We start from the raw sequence: 23,959 nt of genomic DNA, 5'->3' as shown, positions 1-23,959 counted from the left end.
CGCCCCGCCTTTCAATTGCTTTCCCGCTTGTCACGCAAGCTGATCTTTCGGCTCGCGCAGTTCTGCCTCACTATCGGACCGCATCGCACCCTTGCCGACGAAGAAGCGATACGCGACATACACGACCGCAACCCACACTGCCGAGACCACGAGCGACATGCGCATGTCGGGCAGAATAGCGATGCCAGCCAGCACCGCTGCGATAAAAAGCAGCGCGATGTAGTTGCCGTACGGGAAGAACGGCATGCGGTACGTGATCTGGCTTGCCTCTCCTTTGAGAACCTTCAGCTTTCTGAAACGCAGGTGGCTGATGACAATCGAGCCCCACGCGCAGACGAGCGCGAAGACGGTCACCGAGGAGAAGAGTTCGAACGCCTGCTCGGGCATGAAGTAGTTCAGCAGCACGCCTGCGAACATCGTGACGAAAACCATCATGATCGCGCGATGCGGCACTTTCCGCGCATTGGTGACGCCAAGGAAGGCGGGTGCGTTCTTCTGCAGGGACAGATTGTAGAACGTCCTGCTGTTGGTAAAAACGCTCGCATTTACCGCAGACAGCACGGCCATGATTACCACCAGATTCATGATGCTCGCTGCTGCCGGAATGCCGATCTTCGTGAACACCTGAACGAACGGGCTGCCCTTGGTGGTCAATGACGTCCATGGGAAAATCATCAGCAGTACGGCCATTGCGCCGACATAAAAAATCAGCAGACGCCAGAACGTCGCGTTGATGGCCTTGGGCATCGTCGTCTTCACGTCCTTCGTTTCTCCCGCCGCGAGGCCGAGATTTTCAACGCCACCGAACGAGAAAGCGACCATCACCACCGCGAGAAATGTTCCGCCCGCGCCCTTCGCGAAGAAGCCACCGTTATCCACCAGGTTGTGGTATCCGATCGGCACACCGTTATTGCCAATGCCGAAGACGATCATCCCCGCGCCGAACGCAATCATTGCGACGATGGCGACGACCTTGACGAGCGAGAACCAGAATTCGGCCTCCCCGTAAATCTTCACGCCGATGATATTGACGAGGAACATCACCGATACCGCCGTCCCGGCAGTGACCCAGATCGGAATGTGCGGGAACCAGAAATGCACGTAGTTCCCTAGCGCGTTCAGATCCGCTGCGCTGGTTGCCAGCAGAAAAATGAATGCGTTCCATCCGTTCAGAAAACCTGCGAAACGGTGAATATAGCGGTTGGAATATGAGATGTAAGAGCCCGACACCGGTTCCTCGACGGCCATTTCACCGAGCGCCCGCATGACGAAATAGATCGCGATGGACGCCAGCAGGAACACGAGAAGGATGGCCGGCCCCGCCGTCCTGATCGCCCACGACGATCCGTAGAAAAGGCCGGTTCCGATTGCGCCGCCGATGGCGATCATCTGGATGTGCCGATTCTTGAGATCTCGTTTCAGATCCTCGTGTTCGTAGGTCTGTATTTCGATGTCGTGACTCATGTAGTCTCCAAAGATTGTTTGCGATGTTGTAGTTCTCTTGATTGGGGAAATTGATTCAGTGCCAACCCCACACCCTCGACGCGGCCGGCCGAATGTACCGAGCTTAAAAGTGCAAAGCGGGAAGGCATGTGCCTACGCGGTGGTTATGTCGACCGCCTTCTATAGGGCAGCGAGCGCGTTTGTTAGCCGACGAATGGCTTCATCGATCGTGGACCGGGGACATCCGAGGTTTGCCCGCATATAGCCGTGTCCTTCGACACCGAACTTCTGCCCTTTGTCGAACCAGAGCCTCGCTTCCGTCAGCATGAAGCGGTTCAGCACATCCGGGTCCATACCCAGTCCGCGGCAGTCCATCCACGCGAGATACAGCGAGTCGGCGGGCAGCATCTCGATCTTCGAGGTCAGTCCGTGCACTGCATTGCGGAAGTGCGTATGGTTGTCGCGCAGGTACACAAGCAGTGCCTCAAGCCACGACTCGCCACCCGTATAGGCCGCCTCGGCGGCGACCATGCCCAGCGTGTTCACGGATTGATACATGTTGCGGTCGACCTGCCTGCGCAGTTCATCGCGCAGCCGTCTATCCGGCACGAAGAGATTCGCGCTCTGCAGTCCGGGCAGATTGAAGGTTTTGCTGGGCGCCGTGCACGTGATGCTGTTCGCTGCGAATCGTTCGCCAAGCGACCCGTAAGGGATGTGCTTTTTGAACGGATTGATGATGAGGTCCTGATGGATCTCGTCCGAAATCACGAGCACGCCGTACTTCAGGCAGATTTCACCCATAGTCCGCAGTTCGTCCTCCGACCAGACATTGCCTGTCGGGTTGTGCGGATTGCTCAGAATGAAAAGCTTCGTGTTGCTTCTGATTGCTGCCTCGAATGTCGTTGCATTGAAGCGGTACGCGGTGCCAGCCCGTTCGAGCGGCGCGTAAACGAGCTGCCGTCCGTTCAGCAGAACATCGTCATGAAAGTGCGCGTATACGGGCGGCTGGATCAGGACAGAATCGCCCGGCGCGGAGAACGCCTGAATCGCATTCTTCAGCGCGGTGATGATGCCGCTGGATTGCATCACCCATTCTCTCTCGACTTCCCAGCCGAAGCGCTTTGCCTGCCACGCGATCACCGCATCGACATAACGCTTCGTCGCTCCGTGCGAGTAGCCGAACACGCCGGACTCGACCGCTTCGTGAAGCGAATCGATCACACACTGTGGCGCGCGGAAATCCATGTCGGCGACCCACATCGGCAGCGGGTCTGCAGCAAACTCTTCCGGGCTCAACAACGTTTTACCGAATGCCCACTTCAGCGAATTCGAGTGTTTCCGGTCGATGACGTCATCGAATACAGATTTGACCCTCACGGCAGATGCGCCGCTTCCCGACGTTTCACGATGAATCTTCACGATGCCTTCCGTTCGCAATTGACTGTCACACCGACGGGGTGACTTCGTATTGCGGCCAAGAGTAGCAGCGCTAAATTCGGGGCAACAATGGTAAGTTCTCACGCGATAATGAGCGCAGTTCATGGATGCTGCCGAGAGCCGGCGCGCCGGTCATCAGGGCGGCGTCCGGACCGCCATCGTGAACAGAGAGAAAACGCGACGTCATGTATCGTCGCGACCGTCTTGACCGGTTACCATCTGCGTTCCAACGGAGCGGACCTTCAGCTCCTCGCTCACTGCGACATCAACGGCAACCCGTCGCGCCGACTGATCGGAGCGCAACAAGGTCATTCCGTCCTCTCCTGCAGACTTCGCGTCAACCGTCGAACCCTGTAGGCTGCCACCGACCCTCGCGGCGGTACCGACCACTTCGAGACAGGGCGTGATAGCGTACCCTTCATTCGAATTCAGCAAACAGCCACCGGCGAAACCAACGTGCTTGGGGTCTTCGCGGTCACACAGGCGACGCTGCCGCTGCTTCGAAAAGCACCGACCGGCCGCATCGTCAACGTGCCGAGCGCAGGTGGCTCTTTCACGCTCAAAGACAACCCGTCCGACTACTCGCGACAGTACGTCGAGGAGTACCAGACGTCGAAAACCGCGCTCAATGCTGTGACGCAGGCGTTCGCCATTGAGCTGGAGGGCACTAGCATCAAGGTCAATGCAGTCTGTCCAGGGATCACCGCAACAGGTCCGAGCAACTATGCCCCCGATGCTGGATCGGTTGAGGATGCGGCACGGCAACCCGTCCGCCAGGCCGTCCTTGATGCGAATGGACCCCGCCGACAAGGTTCTGGAACGCCACAGGTCCACTTCCTTGGTAAGGTGCTTTGCGGGAACGTATCAGGGATTGCTGAACCATGATGGTCTGACCGAACGCCCTGCCGTGCGCCTGGTCTGGCGCGCCTCGTCGGCAATGAAACGCGCCGCCCCGCGGGGCAGACAAACTGGCAACATTCAATCTTCGCCAAACCCGTGTCCTTCGAGCGGCTCGAGGATCGCCTGGCTCGCGCGATCTCTATGAAAAGCTCGTTCATCCGGTCGGGCGCGTCCAGTAGTCGATCGGACAATTTGTCCGCGTCGCGACGCTGACCTGATTGCGCCGTTCAATACGAGTATGCGATGCCGTCGATCTCAAGCAGGTCACGAAGCACACTCACCTTCCCACGCGTAGCTGCATCTCCACGTAACTGACACCAAATCGCGAACGGTTCGGCGTCGACGGAGAGTCGACGCTCTAGCTGCCGTCCAGCTAAAACCCAAGGCACGAAAGTACCAGGTACAGGAAAACCCTTGTTGATATACCGAGCATACCAAGTATGCTTTAATGGTGCATTGGTAAGGAGTGCGGGATGGACAGCAGCGGAAGCTCTCTGCGCGCGATTGTTACAAAATGGCTCGCGCCTACGGCGTGTTCACCGGTAGCCTTGACGCGACTCCGGTACTCTAATGCCGGGTCACTGCGATGTGTTCGCGCCGCGCGTGTTGGTTCACAACATACGGTGGCAATCTACTTCTTTCGGCACGATGATGGATGGTGGTCGGTATTTCCTCCCGCACCTCCGCGGCCGACAATGCGGGCAGTTGCAATGGCTGATTAAGGATGGCTGATGGACGATCGGCAATGAAGGGGAAGGCAATGGACTTGGAACAGAAGGCGCGCGAGTCGGGTATGTTGATCGTCCCGGACGGCCGCATCGGCTGCGAAGAATACAAGAGCGTCTACGGCTCACTGGATGCGCTCCAGCGATTTGCGAATAGCGTTGGAGAGGAGGCTGCAAACCGGCTTCGATTGTATGACGTTGGCGCACGATCGCCGGACCTGACCTGACTGGGCCTGCGCGCGGTCCGCGGGGGTCCCGAGCAACGCTTGACTAGCGCTGGGAAACCCGTCGAGTTCAGGGATCGTCGACAACGGCTGTCGGTTCATGCCAGAGAAGCCGTCTATACACCGATCATTGAGTGGCCGATTGGTCGGCTCACATGCACTGGCTAGCATACGCCGATCGGGAATGGCTCGAACAAGCCGTTCAGTGACACGAGGGAGGCGGCACACGGATAGACATTCGAGCTTTTTCAACTCCACGAATTTGTCCGAGGGCTAAGGGGCGCTGACGTCGTTCTACTTAAAATTGCGGTAGGCTACGAACGAGTCGTGCGCCGTCTCGAAAACATTAGCCTTGGGTGCGTGGGAAATTCGTTGCTGGCCGGTCTCTGTTCATCTTCACTCTTCTCCTTGAGCGTTGCACTAGCTCATCGATCGACAATCGCTCTTCAGGAGGAGCGTTGATATTCCGGTCTGCCCGCCGATGTGCTTCAATCAGTTCGTTGAGCGGTGCTGCCTGAAGCTGAGTATCGAAGAGCGTCAGCAGCCGGGCGGTAGGCTCAACCGCGTGCGCACTCAAGCGGTAGCTGGCCTGAAGGTTGCGCGACATGGCAAGCTCGCTCAGCCTGAGATCCGCTTCAGAATAATCCGCCAGATTTCCGTCGCCGTAGCCTGCGTCAAACAGATAGAACGACACAAACAATGTGCGCACGATCGTTCCCAAATGAAACGCGCATCCGTATTCATCGCGTAGGGCACTGAAACAGAGATGGTTGCGGAGCGATAGATCAATATAGCCAGCAGCGGGGAGTCGAGCATGCTTGCTTGGTCTCATATTTATGATGCGAATTGCCATGTCGATTAGTTCAATCTCAAGTCCGGAATAGTCATGCTGCCAATTTGTATCGAGGGCTAGGGACGCCGGATAAAGCATACTTCGGCAGCCCAGGCGGGGCGCCGGATTTACGCATCCACAGTTCCCGTTGCGGAATCCGAGTACCCGCCGCGAAGTTGCGCCGCCTTCCTTTCAGGCAAAGCATATGAGCCTTTCGACTCAATACAGCTATCGCCTACCCCGTTTTCTCGGCCACCGTGCGTGATCAAGTTCGGTCGCTGTGCTTTGTGACGCTGCAGGCGGATCGCGCGCGACCGGGCTACTCGACAACGTCAAAGCCTGCACCGGATAGTCGCCTCTTTGGTTCTCGTCAGTAGACGATCTTCGGCTCTCCCGATGGAGTCCAGTTCGCATGAGGCGAACGAGCCCCGCGCTCCGCTCGCGGATTGCTCCCGCAGTAATAGATGCGCGCCGTGACGCGCAGACGGGGGCTGCGCTCGATTGCCCCGCCTCTACTCAGTTGTAGCCGAGAATTGCAGCACGCGAGACATCGGCCCGTTCATTCACAACGCTCACCAGCATCGATGTCGGACTTTGCAACAACGAAGCATAGGGAGAAATCTGCTTCCCTTTGACAGGTAGCGTAGACACCGGTCTCGACCGAGTCGGCTCGGCCACTTCGTTTAGCAAAATTACGTGTTTGAGTTGCTGATTGGACTGAAAAGCCGGCACAGCAGCATCGTCACATGGTGTTGCGCCGATAAAGTTATGTGTGTTCATCCAATCGTAGTGTGAATTCCTGAACGCCCATACCCAATGTCGTTGCGGTCCCACGCCGTTCGCGCTCTACTTCTTCTTTTGCGGCGGCAGATCCGTACAAACGCCTTCGTACAGTTCCGCGGCCATCCCGATCGATTCGCCGAGCGTCGGGTGCGGATGGATCGTCTTGCCGATATCCGTCGCGTCGGCCCCCATCTCGATCGCGAGGCACACTTCGCTGATCAGGTCGCCCGCATTAAGACCGACGATGCCGCCGCCGATCACGCGATGCGTTTCTTCGTCGAAGATCAGCTTCGTGAAGCCCTCATCGCGACCATTCGCGATCGCGCGGCCCGACGCGGCCCACGGGAACACTGCCTTGCCGTACTTGATGCCTTCGGCCTTGCACTGGTCTTCCGTCTTGCCCGCCCATGCCACTTCCGGATCGGTGTAAGCCACCGACGGAATCTGCATCGCGTCGAAGTACGCCTTCTCGCCATGCGCCGCTTCCGCCGCGACGTGGCCTTCGTGCACGGCCTTGTGCGCGAGCATCGGCTGGCCGACGACATCGCCGATCGCGAAAATATGTGGCACGTTGGTGCGCATCTGCTTGTCGACGTCGATGAAGCCGCGATCCGTCACGGCCACGCCTGCCTTGTCCGCGCCGATCTTCTTGCCGTTCGGGCTGCGGCCCACGGCGACCAGCACGAGGTCGTAGCGTTGCGGCTCGGCAGACGCCTTCTCGCCTTTAAACGTCACGTAGATGCCGTCCGGCTTCGCTTCCGCGCCCGTCGTCCTGGTCTTCAGCATCACGTTGCCGAAACGCTTGCTGTTGAACTTCTCCCAGACCTTCACGAGATCGCGGTCCGCGCCCGCCATCAGGCCATCGAGCATTTCGACGACGTCGATCTGCGCGCCGAGCGTCGCGTACACCGTCGCCATTTCGAGACCGATGATGCCGCCGCCGATCACGAGCATGCGCTTCGGCAATTGGCGCAACTCCAGCGCACCCGTCGAATCGACGACGCGCGGATCTTCCGGAATGAACGGCAGCTTCACGGCTTGCGAACCCGCCGCGATGATCGCCTGCTTGAACCTGACGACCTTCTTGTCGTTTTCGCCCTGCACTTCCATGTGATACGGATCGACGAACGCGCCGAGGCCCGTGAGGACTTCGACCTTGCGCGCCTTCGCCATCCCCGCGAGACCGCCCGTCAGTTTCTTGACGACGCCCGACTTGAAGTCGCGCAGTTTGTCGAGATCGATCTGCGGCTTGCCGAACGTGATGCCGTGCGAGCCGAGCGCTTCTGCTTCGTCGATCACGAGCGCCGTGTGCAGCAGCGCCTTCGACGGAATGCAGCCGACGTTCAGACACACGCCGCCGAGCGTCGAATAGCGTTCGACGAGCACCGTCTTCATGCCGAGATCGGCCGAGCGGAATGCCGCCGAGTAGCCGCCGGGACCGGCGCCGAGCACGAGCATGTCGCATTCGACGTCGACGGAACCCGAATAGCTGCCGGCTTGCGGCGTCGCGGTTTTCGAACCGTCGGCGGCCTTCGGTGCTTCCGCTACCTTGGGCCCCTTCGGTGCTTCCGCCTTCGGACCCGGCGCGGCCGCAACTTCCGACGTCTCGACCAGAGCGATTACCGTGCCCCGCGAAGCCTTGTCGCCAGCCTTGATCTTTACTTCCGTGACGGTGCCCGCAACATTGCTGGGCACTTCCATCGTGGCCTTGTCCGACTCGAGCGACAACAGCGTCTGCTCCTTCTCGATAACGTCGCCGACCTTGATGTTGACTTCGATGACCTCGATGTCCCTGAAGTCACCGATGTCGGGCACTTTTACATCGATAAGCGTCATTTGTTAGTTTCTTCTTTGCGTTTGTGCCGGGGCTTGTCGCCGGTCAAAGCGATACCCGTCGATAGTCGGCCAGAATCGTGGCTAGATAGGCATTGAAGCGTCCGGCTTCCGCGCCATCAATGACGCGGTGATCCCACGAAAGCGACAGGGGCAGGATGAGGCGCGGTACGAACTGTTTTCCGTCCCACACGGGCTTCGTGGCGCTGCGCGACAGGCCGAGAATGGCGACTTCAGGCGCGTTGATAATCGGCGTGAAGTGCGTGCCGCCGATACCGCCCAGCGACGAGATCGAGAAGCAGCCGCCCTGCATCTGGTCCGGCTTCAGCTTGCCTTCGCGCGCGAGCTTCGACAGTTCCGTCATCTCCTTCGCGATATCGACTAGGCCCTTCTTGTCCGCGTCGCGAATCACCGGAACGACGAGGCCGTTCGGCGTGTCGGCGGCAAAACCGATGTGGTAGAACTGCTTGTAGACAATGTTGTCGCCGTCAAGGCTCGCGTTGAACGCCGGGAACTTTTTCAGCGCCGCGACACAGGCCTTGATGACGAACGCGAGCGTCGTGAATTTCACGCCCGCCTGCTCATTTTCCTTGTTCAGTTGCACGCGCAGCGCTTCGAGCTCGGTAATATCCGCTTCGTCGTTGTTCGTGACGTGCGGGATCATGACCCAGTTGCGATGCAGGTTCGCACCCGAAATCTTCTTGATGCGGGAAAGCGGTTGCGTATCGACCGGCCCGAACTTCGTGAAGTCGAGCTTCGGCCAAGGAAGCAGGTTCAGACCCGCGCCTCCCACGGCCGCCGGGGCTGCTGCAGCAGCGGGCGCCGCCAGTCGACCCGTCATCACGCCCTTCACAAACGCCGTAACGTCGTCCTGCGTGATGCGACCCTTCGGGCCCGAGCCCACAATCCTAGCCACTTCCACGCCGAGATCCCGCGCCAGCTTGCGCACTGAGGGCGAAGCATGGCTCGACATCCGAACGTCCTTCTGCGCGACTACAGCCGCTGGCGCAGGCGCGGAGGGACGGCTTGCCGGTTCAAGCAGTTCATTCACAATGGGTGAACCGTCATAAAGCCCGAGCTTCGCCACGGGACCCGCCTCAGCGGTGACCACCTCGGCCACCGCGCCGTGCGGCTCCATGAGCAGGATGACCGAGCCTTCCGACACCGTATCTCCGATCTTGAGCTTTACTTCCCGAACGACGCCGCCAAGAGGACTGGGCACATCCATGGTGGCCTTGTCCGACTCCAGCGTAACCAGCGATTGCTCTTCCTGTATTACATCACCGGGAGCCACCAGCACCTCGATGACGGGCACGCCATTGTAGTCGCCAATGTCAGGCACCTTAATCTCTCTTACATGCACTTCAGTAATCTCCCAATCGCGCTCCAAAGCGAGAGCAACAATCATCGCGTAGTATTTCGCTCCGGCCGGAACAGGCAGCGGACACGTGGATGCCCGAAGCCCTAGTCATATCGAACTACCGGTCGAGGTCGCCCGAATTCATCAGCATGTCCGTCAGTCCCGCGCCAGCCCGTACCATAGGCCAGACGTTCTCGGACGGATCAATGGCGAAGTCCATGAATACCGTACGCTGCTTCATGGCAAGTGCTTCACGCAGCACCGGCTCGACATCGCATGGTCGCTCGATGCGAAAGCCGACATGCCCGTAAGCGCGGGCGAGCGCGATAAAGTCAGGCAACGCGTCCATGTACGAGTGAGAGTAACGGTCACGATAATTCACATGCTGCAGTTGCCTTACCATACCGAGGAAGCCGTTGTTAAGCGAAACGATTTTGACGCCGATGTCGTACTGCTTACAGGTCGACAACTCCTGGATGCACATCTGGATCGAACCGTCCCCGGTGATTGTGACCACGTCCGCGTCCGGAAGCGCCCGTTTGACGCCCATTGCGTAGGGCAGTCCGACACCCATGGTTCCAAGCCCGCCTGAGTTGATCCATCGACGCGGTTTGTCGAATCCATACAACTGCGCGGCCCACATCTGGTGCTGCCCGACATCCGAACAGATATAGGCATCGCCTCCGGTAGCTTCCCAAAGCCGTTGGATAACAAACTGAGGCTTGATCACATCGGCGTCCGGCTCGTAGGCGAGGCAGCGCTTCGCACGCCAGGCCTCGATCTCTCTCCACCAGTCGTTGCGATTTCCGTCATTGATCCGCTGTGCCCGGAGCTGCTCCAGTATCGCGCGCACTGAGGTCCTCACATCTCCTACGATCGGTATGTCAACCTGCACCCGCTTATCTATGGACGCGGGGTCGATATCGACATGGATAATCGTCCTGCCACCGGAGCGGAAGTCCCCGGTATTTCCAACCACCCGATCGTCGAATCTCGCACCGAACGCAATCAGCACGTCGCAATGCTGCATGGCCATGTTGGCTTCGTATGTGCCATGCAGCCCTGGCATCCCGAGGCACCGCCTGTCTGAAGCGGGAAAGGCGCCGAGCGCCATCAACGTGTTCGTCACCGGCGCATCAAGTCGCCGCACGAGTTCCCCAATCTCCTCGCTTGCTGCCGACGCGACCGCTCCGCCGCCAACCAGAATGCATGGCCTGCGTGAGCGTGCGAGCGCTTCGGCGGCTCGACGCACCTGTCCCGCGTGAGGATCCGTGCGTGGACGGTAGGACCGTAGCTCAATGGATTCAGGTATGCACAACGGCGTCCTCGCCTGAAGTACATCTTTGGGAATATCCACCAGTACGGGGCCTGGGCGTCCGGTGCGGGCAACATGGAACGCGCTTTTTAGCGTCTTCGCCAGTTGCGAGACGTCCAGCACCAGAAAGTTATGCTTGACGATCGACCTGGTGATCCCGACAGCATCACACTCCTGGAACGCGTCGGTTCCAATAGCGTGTGTGGGCACGTTACCGGAGATCACCACCAGCGGGATCGAATCGAAATAGGCGGTCGCAATGCCCGTCACCGCGTTCGTCACGCCCGGCCCCGACGTCACCAGCGCTACGCCGACCTTTCCCGTTGCGCGCGCGAAACCATCTGCCGCGTGCACGGCGGCCTGTTCATGGCGAACCAGCAAATGGGTGATATCGATGGATTCCTGAAGCACGTCGTAGAGTGGCAGGACGGCGCCCCCTGGGTACCCCCAAACCGCATCAACACCCTCTGCGCGCAAGACGGACATGACCACCTGTGCTCCCGACGCGTGGCCATCCGTGCCCGAATTGCCCGAAGGACCGGCTTTCGCAACCTGTTGCATCTCTGAACCCGCAATTTTCATTTTTGGCTCCGCATGGTGCGGATCACCGTTGCCACGGCGGGGCCCGTTGACCATCATGCTTGCCATAGCGATCAACGGCCTGTTTGACGACCTCATCCGGGATTGCGCCGTCGTCCGCGAGCGCTTTCAGCGCAGCAATCGCGATCGAATACCGGTCGACTTCGAAGAAGGCTCGCAATGCCGCACGGGTATCACTGCGTCCAAAGCCATCGGTGCCGAGTGTCACGTAGCGCCGCGGCACATACGCACGAATGAGTTCCGGCACAGCACGCACATAGTCTGTTGCTGCGACCACGGGCCCCCGAGTGGGAGACAACACAGACGTCACATACGGAGCGGGACCGCGATCCTCATTGAACAAACGATCGGTGCGTTCGGCTGCGACACCGTCCCGTTGCAGCTCGGTATAGCTGGTGACGCTCCAGATAGAAGCTTCGATGCTCCAGTCTTCCTTCAGCAAGCGCGCAGCGGCCTGCACTTCGCCCAGAATCGCCCCCGAACCGAGCAACTGGACCTGTGTCCGACCGACGGATGTCGCGTCGAGCGGATACATACCCTTGAGCACACCTTCACGCACGCCCTCGACGGGTGCACCCGGAAGCGAAGGCTGGGCGTAGTTCTCGTTCGTCACCGTCAGGTAATAAAACACATCGCGCTGACGTTCGATCATTTCGCCCATGCCTTCGTCGACGATCATGGCTACCTCGTACGCGAATGCCGGATCATAGGCTCGGCAGTTCGGTACCGTTGAAGCCGCCAAATGGCTCGTGCCGTCCTGATGCTGCAAACCCTCGCCACCGAGCGTCGTTTTGCCCGCCGTCGCACCGATCAGAAAGCCGCGCGCTCGCTGATCAGCAGCAGCCCAGATCAGATCGCCGATGCGCTGGAAACCGAACATCGAGTAGTAGATGTAGAACGGCAGCATGGGCAGGTCGTGCACGCTGTATGAAGTTGCCGCCGCAACCCAAGACGACACAGCGCCGGCCTCCGAAATGCCTTCTTCCAGTATCTGTCCGCCAGTGTCTTCCCGGTAGTACAGCATCGAACCCATGTCTTCGGGCTCGTACAGTTGCCCGAGCGGCGAATAGATCCCAACCTGCCGGAACAGATTCGCCATGCCGAACGTGCGTGCCTCGTCGGCAACCACAGGGACAATGCGAGGACCGAGCGACGGGTCCTTCAGAAGGCTTCCGAGCATCCGCACGAACGCCATCGTGGTTGACATCTCCTTGCCGCTGGCTTCCAGCGCGAATTGCCCCCAGGCCGACAGTGCCGGCACAGGCAGCGTTTGCGACGCGGCTCTCCTTCTGCGGGGCAGATATCCGCCAAGCGCTTCGCGCCGGGCATGCAGGTACCGCATTTCCGGACTGTTGTCCGCCGGCCTGTAGAACCGCAGCTGTTCGACCTCCTCGTCGGAAATGGGTAAGCGAAACCGGTCGCGAAACGCTTTCAGCTGTTCGATGTCGAGTTTCTTCTGCTGATGCGTAGTCATCCGGCCCTGGCCAATCGAGCCCATGCCGAAGCCCTTCATTGTCTTCGCGAGAATGACAGTGGGTTGACCACCATGCTTCAGTGCCTTGTCGTACGCCGCATACAGCTTCCGTACGTCATGTCCGCCGCGGCGCAGACGGTCGATGTCATCGTTGCTCAGATGCGCGGCGAGCGCAGCCAGTTCCTCGTTCTGTCCAAAGAAGCGCTCACGGTTGTAGGCGCCGTCATTGGCCGAAAAGGTCTGAAACTGTCCATCGACGGTATGCGCAAACGCGCGCAACAAGGCGCCAGTGCGATCGCGTGCGAAAAGCGCATCCCAGTCGGAACCCCAAACCACCTTGATGACGTTCCAGCCCGCGCCCGTGAATTGCGCTTCGAGTTCGTCGATGATGCGGCCGTTACTTCGCACGGGGCCGTCAAGTCGCTGCAGATTGCAGTTGATCACGAAAACGAGATTGTCGAGCCCTTCGCGGGCCGCAAGAGACAAGGCCCCAATCGATTCGGGCTCGTCCATCTCGCCGTCCCCGAAGAACCCCCAGACCTTTTGCCCTTCCGTTTGGCGCAACCCACGGTTCTGCAGATAGCGCATGAAACGCGCCTGGTAAATCGAGTTGATCGGTCCGATGCCCATCGAACCCGTTGGAAACTGCCAGAAGTCGGGCATCAGCCAGGGATGCGGATACGAACACAGGCCCGGGCCTGCAATCTCGCGACGGTAATGCTCCAGATGCTGCTCGCTCAGAAAACCTTCCAGGTATGCGCGCGCATACACGCCCGGTGACGAGTGGGGCTGGAAATAGACGAGGTCACCTCCATGCGTATCATTGGCACCACGAAAGAAGTGGTTGAACCCCACCTCAAAGAGATCCGCTGCCGACGCGTAGCTCGCAATATGTCCCCCGAGTTCGCCGTAAGCGCGGTTCGCCCGCACCACCATCGCGAGCGCATTCCAGCGTAGTGCAGCTGCGAGTCGCTCTTCCATATCGACGTCACCTGGAAACGGCGGCTGCTGGTCGACCGGAATGGTGTTCGTATAGGGTGTGACATTCGCACGTGCCGTTGCAATACCGCTCGACAAGGCGTGCGCCGCCAGACGGTCGAAGAGATACTGGGCGCGCTCGAGCCCGACATGCTCCACCACGCCGTCGAGTGCGGCGATCCACTCGGCAGTCTCCTGCGGATCGTTGTCGATACGGGTTTGAGCGAGGGCGAGAACCGGTTTGGCACCGCTCGATAAATCGGTCATGGTGACTCCATGCTGAACAGTGAGATTCGTGAGATTTGAGACTCATGCATGTCGAACGAGACAGTTCGACGGCGTGAGAAGAGCTTATCCAACTGTTCACAAAATGTGCGTCTCTTTTGCTGGTAGTTTTCGCTTCAGATAGGGTATAAATTCTGGGAACGCAGTCTCACGTGAGATTTCCATACTATGACGTCCGAAACAAAGCTTCCAACCCGCCGGTTGGATCGAACCGACATCGCGATCCTGCGGCAGTTGCAGGACAATGCGCGTATCACAAACGCCGAGCTCGCACGCGCTGTTAACCTCTCTCCAACTCCCTGCTTCAATCGCGTGCGCACACTCGAAAAGCTCGGTCTGTTCCGGCAGCACGTCACCCTCCTCGACGCAAGCGCACTCGGGTTGCGTATCAATGTCTTCATTCAGGTCAGGCTCGAGCAACAGGTAGAAGACGCACTGCGCCGCTTCGAGAGGGAGATCACCGATCGGCCCGAGGTGATGGAGTGCTATCTGATGACGGGCGATGCCGATTATCTGCTGCGGGTTGTCGTGCCTGACATGCAAAGCCTTGAGCACGTCATCGTTCAATGGTTGACGAAAATACCCGGCGTGTCGAACATCCGCTCCAGCTTTGCGCTTAAGCAGGTGCGGTACAAGACAGCGTTGCCTTTACCGACTGTTGGCCTCACGTTGCCGAGTGGCGAGGAAACGCCTCAGGAATGGACTTGAGGGGCAGTAGCCAACGTCTAACGTTGGCACTGGTAACGCCCTTGTGCCGACAAGTAGCCGACCGGGCAGACAGATAATGCAGAAGCCGAAAATGCCCCGTCGTCCACGGCCGCGTCATCCCCGCCAGATCGCGAACTATGGATTTGCGTCGAACTCAGTCCCTGAACACTAATACCTTCAGACCGGTATTAGACGATGCGAACTCGCCGCCTTTTTACCCTGTCGCGCCGCGGCGAGATTGGCCAACATTGCACTGCTCTTCAGAGAACCGCCCGATCTCCCCGATTTGAGGTCAAGCCGAGCTGACTAGAATTTATGACGAAGCCCGAGGCGCATAACGAGCTGGCTGTTGCCCGAGGAAACACCGTAAGCACCGGGTACATATGCGAAATCCAGCACTGAACCTGTTGCATCTCCTCCGACGTGCTGATAGGCCCCCTGAAGATAAACATCGGTTCGCTTTGAAATGTTGTAGTCGCCCATCAACCCGACTGTTTGATAGTTCGGGTGGAAGGTGCCCGCCGCCGTGTTCATCGTCGCATGTGTATACGTGTACATCGCGCCAACATAGAACGCTGGCGTGAACTGGTACTTGCCATTGATTTCGAAGTTCTGGAAGCGGAGGTCCGAAGCGGGACCGCTAACAGGTGTAATAGCGCCCACATAGCCGGAGTTCACCGGATTCTTCACATCCACGTTTGAGTAAGCGAAGCCGAACGTGGCGCTTCCAACATAGTAGTTAATACCTGCACCGAAAATGCGAAGCCGGTCACCCACAAAATTCTCATCGCCGCCGTTGTTGATCGCACCGGTTGCAGTTGAAGACGGGTTATTAGCCTGCAAATAAGACGCCGCGAACAGAAAGCTTCCAGTGGCGTATTGCGCACCTAGGCTGTATTGGCGATTGTTAGCGAAGTTGGTGTCGTTAGAGAAACTATAAGTGCCGCCAAACTGGAAGCCCCCGAGATTCGGACTGGTGTATTTCGCCGTATTATTGACACGGAACGTACCATCCGTATTATCGTTGTCGTATGGGTGAGAAAACAGATAACCCGCCCAGTTTCCATTTGCCGTCGTCAACGAGAAGTAATCGACAACAGAGTCATACTGTCGACCAAAGGTAAGCTTGCCATAAGTCGAACTTGACAGTCCCACGTATGCCTGACGTCCGAACATCAGGCCGCCCTGGCCAAGCTTTCCATTGTTGACGTTGAAGCCGTTTTCAATCTGAAACACTGCGCTCAATTGACCGCCAAGATCCTCACTACCTTTCAGACCCCAACGACTGCCTTGAACATAGCCGCTTTGAAGTTCGTAAGCCTTGCTTCCTGACGCATTGTTCGTGAAGTCGAATCCCTCGTCGAACAGACCGTACAAGGTAACCGACCCTTGTGCATAAGCGGAAGCTCCTACGACCGTCACAACTGACGCAACAAGCAATTTCATCTTCATTTAAATGTCTCCAAATCAGAAAACGACGTTATTTTATTTGCATACCTAATTGCTATTTAGTCACTTTTTAAGCCTTCGCACGTTACAGCCTCAATCTCATCGCAATTTTCCCGGCTCCGTTAGTGGTGGCACGAACCACTCCTCTGTCGCCTGCCCTATCGATCCTCGCGTCAGAATATCGTGCTTACAGGTTGTTCGACTGTTCCGGAAAACTGTCAGTTCGTGCCTATAGCGACGTGGATTCCGGCAAACTTCTCTTGAAAATTATGTCGCCCTATTTATGCAACAACTGGCTGAGGAATTGCTTCGCGCGTAGGTGTGTCGGGCTCCGGAAGAACGTCTCTGGATCTGCGCACTCGATGATCTCACCTGCGTCCATGAACACTACCCGGTCCGCCACCTCGCGCGCAAAACCCATTTCATGGGTCACACAGATCATCGTCATGCCGTCACTTGCTAGGCCCGTCATGACGTCCAGTACCTCCTTGATCATTTCCGGGTCAAGCGCGGACGTGGGTTCGTCGAACAGCATGATTTTTGGCTTCATGCAGAGAGCACGCGCGATCGCAACGCGCTGCTGTTGCCCTCCCGACAACTGCGCCGGGAATTTCTTTGCCTGATCCGGTATCCGTACACGCTGCAAATTTTCCATTGCAACCGATTCTGCCTCTTCCCTTGACACCTTTCGTGCTCGTCTCAAGGCCAAGGTGCAGTTATCCAGTACGTTCATGTGTGGGAACAGGTTAAACTGCTGAAACACCATGCCAACGTCGCGACGCAACGCGGCCAATCCTTTCATGCGCGCGTGCATCTCCACGCCGTTGACATTGATTCGTCCCTCTTGGTGGGTCTCCAACTGATTGATGCATCGGATCAAGGTTGACTTGCCGGACCCGGAGGGGCCGCAGATAACGATTTTTTCGCCAAATTCCACCTCCAGACTCACTTCTCGCAGAACCTGGAAGTTGCCATACCATTTTGAGACCTTCTCCATTTCGACAGCAATTGGAGACGCTTGTGCGCAAACACTCGCAGTGGCGAGTGGGCGCGTCAATTGGGATGCCATGTCGTCCTCCACAACAACTTTATACGATGTACTACTGCTTTTGTGATCTGCTCACCGCGGCACAGCGCCAATCCCGAGAGATCGTTCTACGCGCGCAACCAGGCCAACGGCGATGAGCGCCAGTGCCAAGAACAGAATCCCCGCAACGAGCATTGGTTCAGCATAACGGTAGGTATCGGAAGCCACGTCCAATGCGCTGCCGAGCATTTCGGGAACCGCAATCACCGAAAGGTAGGGCGTCGATTTCAGGATTGCAATTGAATAGGCACCAAGGGGAGCGGCGACATTTCGCAACATCTGCGGCGCAATCACGAAAGCGATGGTGTCCCACCAGCTGAGTCCGAGGCTCTTTGCGCCTTCGGACTGTCCAACGGGGACAGCATCTATGCCAGCCTTGAACACTTCGGCCATATATCCTGAGTAGTAGAAACTCAGACCAAAAACCCCGACGAACAACGCCGGCAGCGTGACTCCATAGTAGGGCAGAACAAAAAACAGAAAGTAAATCTGAACGAGCGCAGGTGTAGACCGGATTGCATCGATGATGAACTGGATGACGGGACGGACCACATTGCTCGAGCGGCGCAACATCTCCCAGACAAAACCAAGTGTAAGCGCACCAATGAAGCTAAGGATTGCTACAAGGAGAGTGTTGCCGACTCCCTCCAGTACCCGCGGTATGATTCGCAACGCGAAAGCAAGATCGAAGTTCATGTTCTCCCCCGCCGACTTCCGTGTGACTTCTCAAGGTAGCGCCCGAAGATGGTCACTGGATAGCAGAGCGCCAGATAAGCAAGCAGAAGGCTCGAGTAGATCAACAAGGGATCGTAGCTCAACTGCGCGATTTCCTTAGCGCGAAACGTCATGTCCGCCAACGTAATAAGTGATACCAATGCAGTTCCCTTGATCAACTGAATTAAATCATTGATAAAGGCCGGTATCATCGCCCTGATTGCCTGCGGCAACTCGATGAGAAAGAGTGCTTCGACCCGGCTCAAGCCCAAAGCGAGACCCGCTTCGCATTGCCCACGCGGAAGCGACTGCAATGCGGCACGGACAGACTGGCTACTGTAGGCGCCCGAATTCAACCCGAGGACGAGTGCGCCTACCGTCACGCCAGACAAGTAGATACCAAATGCCGGTAGCGTGTAGTAGAAAGCATAGAGGAGCACAATAACTGGCGAACTCCTCCAGAATTCGATGACGAAGGTGATGGCCTTGCGAGTAAAGCCGCTCGAAAAGTTCTGAAGGATTCCTCCAAGCAGGGCAAACGGTATCGCATATAGGAGACCAAGGATGGTAACGGTCGCAGTGACCCCAAACCCTTTATAGATCCCCAGCATGACATTGGGAAAATTCATTTGCCCTCCTGGAGTATCCGGGTCACTGGTTTATCGAAAATCGTCGCCACAGATCTTTTTTGCAGTCATATCGCTGGGTGCGATCTCAGAATCGCTGAAACCGTATTTAGCAAAGATCTTTTTGACCGTCCCGTCGGCCTTTATTTTGGCGAGACTTTCGTTATAGGTGTCCCGCAGCTTTGCATCTTCTGGCCGGAAAGCGATTGCCGCGTAGTTCGCTACCTGCTGTCCATTTATCACCAGACCGGTAAAAGGCATCGCCCGCTCGAGCTTGTTACCGACGTTAGGATCCTTGAGTACATTAATTACAGTGGAGCTGGACTCAGTATCCGCGTCAATGCGCCCTGCCAGCAATGCGCCGACGGAAGACTCGACGTCCTTCAGCAAAAGTATCCGGTCTTTTGGAATGCCCGCGGAGATGGCATGTTCGACAGCCGAGCTTCCGCGCCCGCCCGCCATGCGGACCGCCGGACTTTTCGCGACATCGGCGTAGCTATGAATATTGAGCGGGTTACCTTTCTTCACGAGAAGGGCATCACCGATTGCCAAATCAGGATTGCTAAAAATCACCTGTTTGCAACGTGGCAGTGTGATTGCCAATCCTGATGCGACGGCGTCAATACGGCGCGAGAGCAGGCTGGGAATAAGCGCATCGAAGTCCACGATTACAAAGTCAACTTTCTTCACGCCGAGCGGCCCAAGCACCGCCCGGATCATGTCGGGGCCGACTCCGGCAACGCTGCCATCGGCATTCCGGTATCCCCAGGGAACCTGGTTGTGGATGCCAATCGTGATTTCTCCATCGTGAAGAACCTTGTCTTCGGTGGATTCCGCTCTAGCAACTGTAACACCCGTGCTGACCACTGTCACGGCCGCTGCCAGAACAAGCGCCACCCGTTTGCTCAACGCTGAGATTCTCATAACTGTCTCCTTTCCTTTTGTTGATATGGTGAGTATACTGGGTATATCAGGTATGTCAAGATGCCAAGCTGATGGCAATACCGGTACTTACCCGGTAGACCGCGTGAACAGACCAAGACTGGAGACTTCTTTGTCTTTGTACGAGAGCGTGCGCGAGGAGATCCTCAGACGCATCAGGAATGGAACTTACGTTCGCGAATCGCCGATCCCGTCGGCGGCGACGCTGAGCGCAGAGTTCGGCGTCAGTCCTATCACCATCAGACGTGCCGTTCGGGACTTGCAGGCAGCGGGCGCCCTCGCCGCGATCCCAGGCAAAGGTACTTACGTGAAGACGCCTCAGCGCATCTTGCGGCAACTCGATCTGCGTATGTCCTCGCTGCACAGCGCAGACATACGCTTGATTTCCGTTACGCGGGAAAAGATCTGCGATCCATCGATGATGGCAATTGAACCGCCCGATCAAGTGATGCTCTGCGTAAGAAAGGTGATATACGACGGAGACATCCCATTCCTATATGACGCCAGCTATCTTTCATCACATATCGAGGACGACATCCTGGAGGAGTTTGGCAAAAACTATATTGTGGATGCCCTGAGAAGTCGTGGGATCAACATTATCAATACGCGAATTGTTGCTGAAGCTGCCCCAGCTTCGGCAACGGTCGGCGAAATTTTCTCGGTCCCAATCGGTTATCCGATGCTTCGTCGTGTGTACAGGATGGCGACGAGCGACGCCGGAGTCACGATCTACGGCGTCGTCCAGGCGCCCTTTGACCGTCTCGCCTGCTACGTTAATTTTCCGTCTCAAGGTATGGAGATTAAATAATGAATGCACTGCAACTCGAAATCCCGCGCGCCTTCCGCCCGCCTGCACCGGCCGTCCCGGAAGCCGAAATGCAACAACGGCTGTCGAACATCCGCCGCGAGATGGTAAAGGCAAAAATTGACGTGATTGTTCTTACGGACAAGAAGAACGTCGACTACTTTACCGACTACCAGGAACTTTCTTGGGATCACAAGGCACGTCCCATTTTTGCCGCCATCTCCCTCGCGGACTTCGCGCTCTTCGGCAGTCTCGGGGAAGCCCGGACAGTCGAGCTCAGGCCCCGCCTCTTTGCTCCGGTGTACTACAACGGCTATCTGGACGAGGCGGTCAGCGCTGTCGCGGAATGGATCAAAGGCGGGACCGCTACCAGCCCCCCTCATATCGCGGTGGACTATGGCCAGGACATGTTCGGGCGGGGGTCCCTCGGGCTGATCGAAGAGCTCAGATCTCTTGATGCGCAAGGTTGCGTCAAAAGCGCTGCAGATACTATCTGGCAGGTTCGACTGATCAAGTCCAGATTCGAGGCAGAGATGAATCGCACGGCCTACGAAATCGTCGACACCGCGTTCAATCAGGCGATCAAAAATGCCTATATCGGCATGACGGAATATGAGCTTTATTACCTCATGCAGGCGCAAATCTACCTCAACGGCGCGGAAAGCGCCGAACCGATTGCGATGCTGTTCTCGAGGGGCGATTTCGCATACGCACGCACGGCGAAGGAACGGAGGCTTGAGGAAGGACACTACGTCTGGACCGACTTCCGGGCGACGTACGGAGGGTATCCCGCGGATTGCAACCGGATCGCACGCGCCGGTGAGCCCGCTGACTGGGAAATCCGTACTTACGGGGCCGTGCGATCCCTGACACTGGATCTTGCAGGTCAGATCCGGCCTGGAATGACCTGTTCGGACGTCTACAGACTATTCGACCAGATGTGGCGTAGTGCCGATCTCGGGACGGTGTACAGCGCGGTCTCGCGGATAGGACATGGTGGAGGGATGGACGTAACCGAGCCGCCCTCTCTGTCCGCAGCAGACATGACGGTCATCGAACCGGGAATGGTTCTGCATATCGAACCGAAACTCGAACGTGACGGCGCAGTGTTCCAGTTCGAGGAGGTCGTGTTCGTCACCGAATCTGGCGTTGAGTTTCTGAGCGCGCTATCACCCGCAACCCTTCCGGTGATTCGCTAAGCCATTGCTATTTTAGACAGGTCACAAATGTCAGACTCGACACGAATCTGGTCCACCATCGATTTTGCGAAAGACGGCAAACAGGTCGACTTTCTCCGACTTCCGATTTCGACCGACACGTCAGCTTATGGTTGGATTCCGGTTCCCGCGATTTGCATCAAAAATGGCGTCGGCCCGACCGCTGTGCTCATCGCCGGCACGCATGGCGATGAATACGAAGGCCAGATTGGATTGATGCGGCTGGCGAGGGGACTGCGTCAGAGTGACGTGACGGGGCGGGTCATCATTCTACCGTCGCTCAATTTCCCAGCGGTGCAGGCCGGTCGCAGGGTTTCGCCAATCGATGATGGCAACCTCAACCGGCTTTACCCCGGGCGTGCACATGGTACCGCGACGGAGATGATCGCCCACTATGTTACCCACGTCATTCTCCCGATGGCCGATCTTGTGGTCGACCTCCATTCGGGCGGTCGCTCTCTCGACTATCTTCCATGTGCCCTCGTGCGCGGCGCAAAGACAACCGCGGAAAACGAAAAGCTGCTCGAATTACTCCGCGTCTTCGGAGTGCATCTGGCGGAGTTCACCGACGGTACAGGCGGGGGCGGGAACACTACGCTGCCCGCCGCTGCCGGTGAACTGGGTATTCCGGTGATCACTGCAGAGCTTGGAGGAGGCGCAACGCTGCGCCGCGCTGGTTCCGATCTTGCCGAACACGGTGTACTGAGGCTTCTAAAACACATCGGCATTCTAGCCTCATGTGACGCGCCCGATCCCGGGCCTGTCAGGATGATGAGTTGCGAGAGCATGGACCTTTTCGTCTACGCGGACACGAGCGGTCTCTTCGAGCCGTGGGTTGAGCTTGGTGACGAGGTTGTGGCGGGGCAACTTGCCGGACTGCTTCATTCCGTAGATGACCCGCATCGCCCGCCGAGGGAGATTTTGTTTGGCTCTGCCGGACTGGTGGTCTGCAAGCGTCACCTGACGCTGGCGAACCGTGGCGATTGCCTGTTTGGCCTTCTCCAGGATGCCACCGCGTTGCCACTTGGGAGAATCACGTGCTGAGCAAGCTCAATCCGAACGTAGCAGCCATGAGATGCCTCCAGTGTGCTCAGCTTCACCCGCTGGACGACTATTTTGAAGGCTGCCCTTCTTGCCTGAAATGTGACGCGCCGGCGAGCGTCGCGCCCCATTACGCTGATTTTCCGACCGAATTGCGTTCGGACAATATGGCAGAGTGGCTGTCTTACGGATCTCCATCTGGCCTGGGCGAAGGGAACACGCCATTGTCGAGCCTGCCACGCCTCGCCGCCTCGCTGGGCATAGAAGCGGTATACACGAAGAATGAGTTCGCCAATCCCACTGGCTCCCACAAGGACAGAATGGGCGCGATGGTGGCCCAACGCGCGATGGATATTGGTGCGAAGACCATTGCCGTTGCCTCGAGCGGAAACGCCGGGGTGTCAATGGCAGCCTATGCTGCGCGTGCCGGCATCGATTGTATTGTCGTAACGACGCCGGATATGAGCCCGAACTGGCGTAGAGCAATCGAGATGCACGGCGCTCGAATCATCGCGATGGAAAATTCGGACGATCGCTGGGTGCTGATCGCACGCCACGCAAGGCGTGGCGACTGGTATCCGGCCACCAACTACCTTATGCCGCCCGTTGGCAGCAACCCTTTCGGCGTGGATGGGTACAGGGCTATCGCGCTCGAGTTGTACCTGCAGTTTCCTGCCGCTCCACCCACAGACATAGTGGTGCCCACCGCCCGCGGTGATCTCCTTTGGGGTATTGCGAAAGGCTATCAGGACTTGCGGGCCACCGGACTGATAAGCGCAACACCGAGGGTTCACGCTGTCGAGCCCTTCCCGCGTATCGGTCGTGCCAGAGAAGGACATGGCATGGTATGCAGTAGCTTCTCCGGCGACACAGCCATGGTGTCGATCGGAGGGAACACCGTCACGTTCCAGTCGTTGCTTGCGCTCGAACTGACCGATGCCTCCGGCGTGGCGGTCAATGATCAGGAAGCAAGCGATGACCAGCTTCTCCTGGCGAAGGAAGGGCTTTACGTTGAGCTCTCGAGTGCTGCTGCCGTGTCGGGCCTGCGTAAATTAGTTGGTCAGGGAAAGATTGGACATCGTTCGCGCGTCGTCATGATTGCTACGTCACATGGGTACAAGGAACAACCTGAATTCACCGCTCAATTGATAACGAGCGAACTGGCGACGGAAGGGTGATTC

At 57.7% G+C, this 23,959-nt stretch carries 20 protein-coding genes; 7 read left to right on the top strand and 13 right to left on the bottom strand.

Going from position 1 to position 23,959, the window contains the following annotated elements; translation table 11 throughout:
• Positions 1-30: 30 nt before the first annotated feature.
• Positions 31-1,464, bottom strand: a complete 1,434-nt coding sequence (locus AB3X95_RS37640) for an amino acid permease (RefSeq protein ID WP_368593765.1) — start codon at positions 1,462-1,464, stop codon at positions 31-33.
• A gap of 159 nt (positions 1,465-1,623) precedes the next feature.
• Positions 1,624-2,862 (bottom strand): MalY/PatB family protein, encoded by a 1,239-nt coding sequence (locus AB3X95_RS37635; RefSeq protein ID WP_368593766.1) that lies wholly within the window; start codon positions 2,860-2,862, stop codon positions 1,624-1,626.
• 474 nt (positions 2,863-3,336) lie between these two features.
• On the opposite strand from AB3X95_RS37635, the gene AB3X95_RS37630 reads away from it, so the two are divergent.
• Both AB3X95_RS37630 and AB3X95_RS37625 read left to right on the top strand, forming a co-directional pair.
• Entirely contained in the window at positions 3,337-3,765 is a 429-nt protein-coding gene (locus AB3X95_RS37630; protein WP_368593767.1) for an SDR family NAD(P)-dependent oxidoreductase, read from the top strand.
• A 775-nt stretch (positions 3,766-4,540) separates the two neighbouring features.
• Positions 4,541-4,732, top strand: coding sequence for a hypothetical protein (locus AB3X95_RS37625; RefSeq protein WP_368593768.1), 192 nt, complete (start codon positions 4,541-4,543; stop codon positions 4,730-4,732).
• A 343-nt stretch (positions 4,733-5,075) separates the two neighbouring features.
• Here AB3X95_RS37625 and AB3X95_RS37620 read toward each other — a convergent pair whose 3' ends face one another.
• From AB3X95_RS37620 to mdeB, 6 genes are all read right to left on the bottom strand, one after another.
• A complete protein-coding gene (locus AB3X95_RS37620) occupies positions 5,076-5,582 on the bottom strand; it encodes a hypothetical protein (protein WP_368593769.1) in 507 nt (168 codons plus the stop codon).
• A gap of 495 nt (positions 5,583-6,077) precedes the next feature.
• Entirely contained in the window at positions 6,078-6,341 is a 264-nt protein-coding gene (locus AB3X95_RS37615) for a hypothetical protein (RefSeq protein ID WP_368593812.1), read from the bottom strand.
• Positions 6,342-6,407: 66 nt separating this feature from the next.
• Positions 6,408-8,180, bottom strand: coding sequence for a dihydrolipoyl dehydrogenase (gene lpdA, locus AB3X95_RS37610; protein ID WP_368593811.1), 1,773 nt, complete (start codon positions 8,178-8,180; stop codon positions 6,408-6,410).
• 43 nt (positions 8,181-8,223) lie between these two features.
• On the bottom strand, positions 8,224-9,585 hold the full coding sequence (gene aceF, locus AB3X95_RS37605) for a dihydrolipoyllysine-residue acetyltransferase (protein WP_368593810.1): 1,362 nt from the start codon (positions 9,583-9,585) through the stop codon (positions 8,224-8,226).
• Positions 9,586-9,655: 70 nt separating this feature from the next.
• Positions 9,656-11,413 (bottom strand): biosynthetic-type acetolactate synthase large subunit, encoded by a 1,758-nt coding sequence (gene ilvB, locus AB3X95_RS37600; RefSeq protein ID WP_368593813.1) that lies wholly within the window; start codon positions 11,411-11,413, stop codon positions 9,656-9,658.
• A gap of 43 nt (positions 11,414-11,456) precedes the next feature.
• A complete protein-coding gene (mdeB, locus tag AB3X95_RS37595) occupies positions 11,457-14,171 on the bottom strand; it encodes an alpha-ketoglutarate dehydrogenase (protein ID WP_368593809.1) in 2,715 nt (904 codons plus the stop codon).
• Between the two features lie 186 nt (positions 14,172-14,357).
• Here mdeB and AB3X95_RS37590 point away from each other — a divergent pair, with 186 nt between their 5' ends.
• The gene (locus AB3X95_RS37590; protein WP_368593808.1) at positions 14,358-14,897 is read left to right on the top strand and encodes an Lrp/AsnC family transcriptional regulator; all 540 of its coding nucleotides are present in this window, start codon (positions 14,358-14,360) and stop codon (positions 14,895-14,897) included.
• A 306-nt stretch (positions 14,898-15,203) separates the two neighbouring features.
• Here the strand turns inward: AB3X95_RS37590 and AB3X95_RS37585 are convergent, their stop codons facing one another.
• The 5 genes from AB3X95_RS37585 to ehuB all read right to left on the bottom strand — a co-directional run bounded on the left by AB3X95_RS37585 (position 15,204) and on the right by ehuB (position 19,697).
• Positions 15,204-16,349 (bottom strand): porin, encoded by a 1,146-nt coding sequence (locus tag AB3X95_RS37585; protein WP_368593807.1) that lies wholly within the window; start codon positions 16,347-16,349, stop codon positions 15,204-15,206.
• 274 nt (positions 16,350-16,623) lie between these two features.
• Entirely contained in the window at positions 16,624-17,415 is a 792-nt protein-coding gene (locus tag AB3X95_RS37580; RefSeq protein ID WP_368623900.1) for an amino acid ABC transporter ATP-binding protein, read from the bottom strand.
• Positions 17,416-17,466: 51 nt separating this feature from the next.
• A complete protein-coding gene (locus tag AB3X95_RS37575) occupies positions 17,467-18,129 on the bottom strand; it encodes an amino acid ABC transporter permease (protein ID WP_368593805.1) in 663 nt (220 codons plus the stop codon).
• Positions 18,126-18,776, bottom strand: a complete 651-nt coding sequence (locus AB3X95_RS37570; protein ID WP_368593804.1) for an amino acid ABC transporter permease — start codon at positions 18,774-18,776, stop codon at positions 18,126-18,128. The genes AB3X95_RS37575 and AB3X95_RS37570 overlap by 4 nt, the downstream gene beginning before the upstream one ends.
• Before the next feature lie 30 nt (positions 18,777-18,806).
• Positions 18,807-19,697: an ectoine/hydroxyectoine ABC transporter substrate-binding protein EhuB gene (ehuB, locus tag AB3X95_RS37565; RefSeq protein WP_368623899.1), complete on the bottom strand. Its 891-nt coding sequence runs from the start codon at positions 19,695-19,697 to the stop codon at positions 18,807-18,809.
• A 130-nt stretch (positions 19,698-19,827) separates the two neighbouring features.
• Between ehuB and AB3X95_RS37560 the strand changes: the two genes are divergently transcribed.
• From AB3X95_RS37560 to AB3X95_RS37545, 4 genes are read left to right on the top strand one after another with little or no spacing between them, the layout of a single operon-like run.
• The gene (locus AB3X95_RS37560) at positions 19,828-20,523 is read left to right on the top strand and encodes a GntR family transcriptional regulator (protein WP_368593802.1); all 696 of its coding nucleotides are present in this window, start codon (positions 19,828-19,830) and stop codon (positions 20,521-20,523) included.
• A complete protein-coding gene (locus AB3X95_RS37555) occupies positions 20,523-21,719 on the top strand; it encodes a M24 family metallopeptidase (RefSeq protein WP_368593801.1) in 1,197 nt (398 codons plus the stop codon). Before AB3X95_RS37560 ends, AB3X95_RS37555 begins: the two co-directional genes overlap by 1 nt.
• Before the next feature lie 27 nt (positions 21,720-21,746).
• Positions 21,747-22,781 (top strand): succinylglutamate desuccinylase/aspartoacylase family protein, encoded by a 1,035-nt coding sequence (locus tag AB3X95_RS37550; RefSeq protein WP_368593800.1) that lies wholly within the window; start codon positions 21,747-21,749, stop codon positions 22,779-22,781.
• Entirely contained in the window at positions 22,775-23,956 is a 1,182-nt protein-coding gene (locus tag AB3X95_RS37545) for a pyridoxal-phosphate dependent enzyme (RefSeq protein WP_368593799.1), read from the top strand. Before AB3X95_RS37550 ends, AB3X95_RS37545 begins: the two co-directional genes overlap by 7 nt.
• Positions 23,957-23,959: the final 3 nt, after the last annotated feature.

This window comes from Paraburkholderia sp. BR13444, assembly GCF_040948755.1.
GTDB classification, from domain to species: domain Bacteria; phylum Pseudomonadota; class Gammaproteobacteria; order Burkholderiales; family Burkholderiaceae; genus Paraburkholderia; species Paraburkholderia youngii.
The sequence above is the reverse complement of the archived record's forward strand: the minus strand, read 5'-3'. Positions and strand labels throughout refer to the sequence as shown.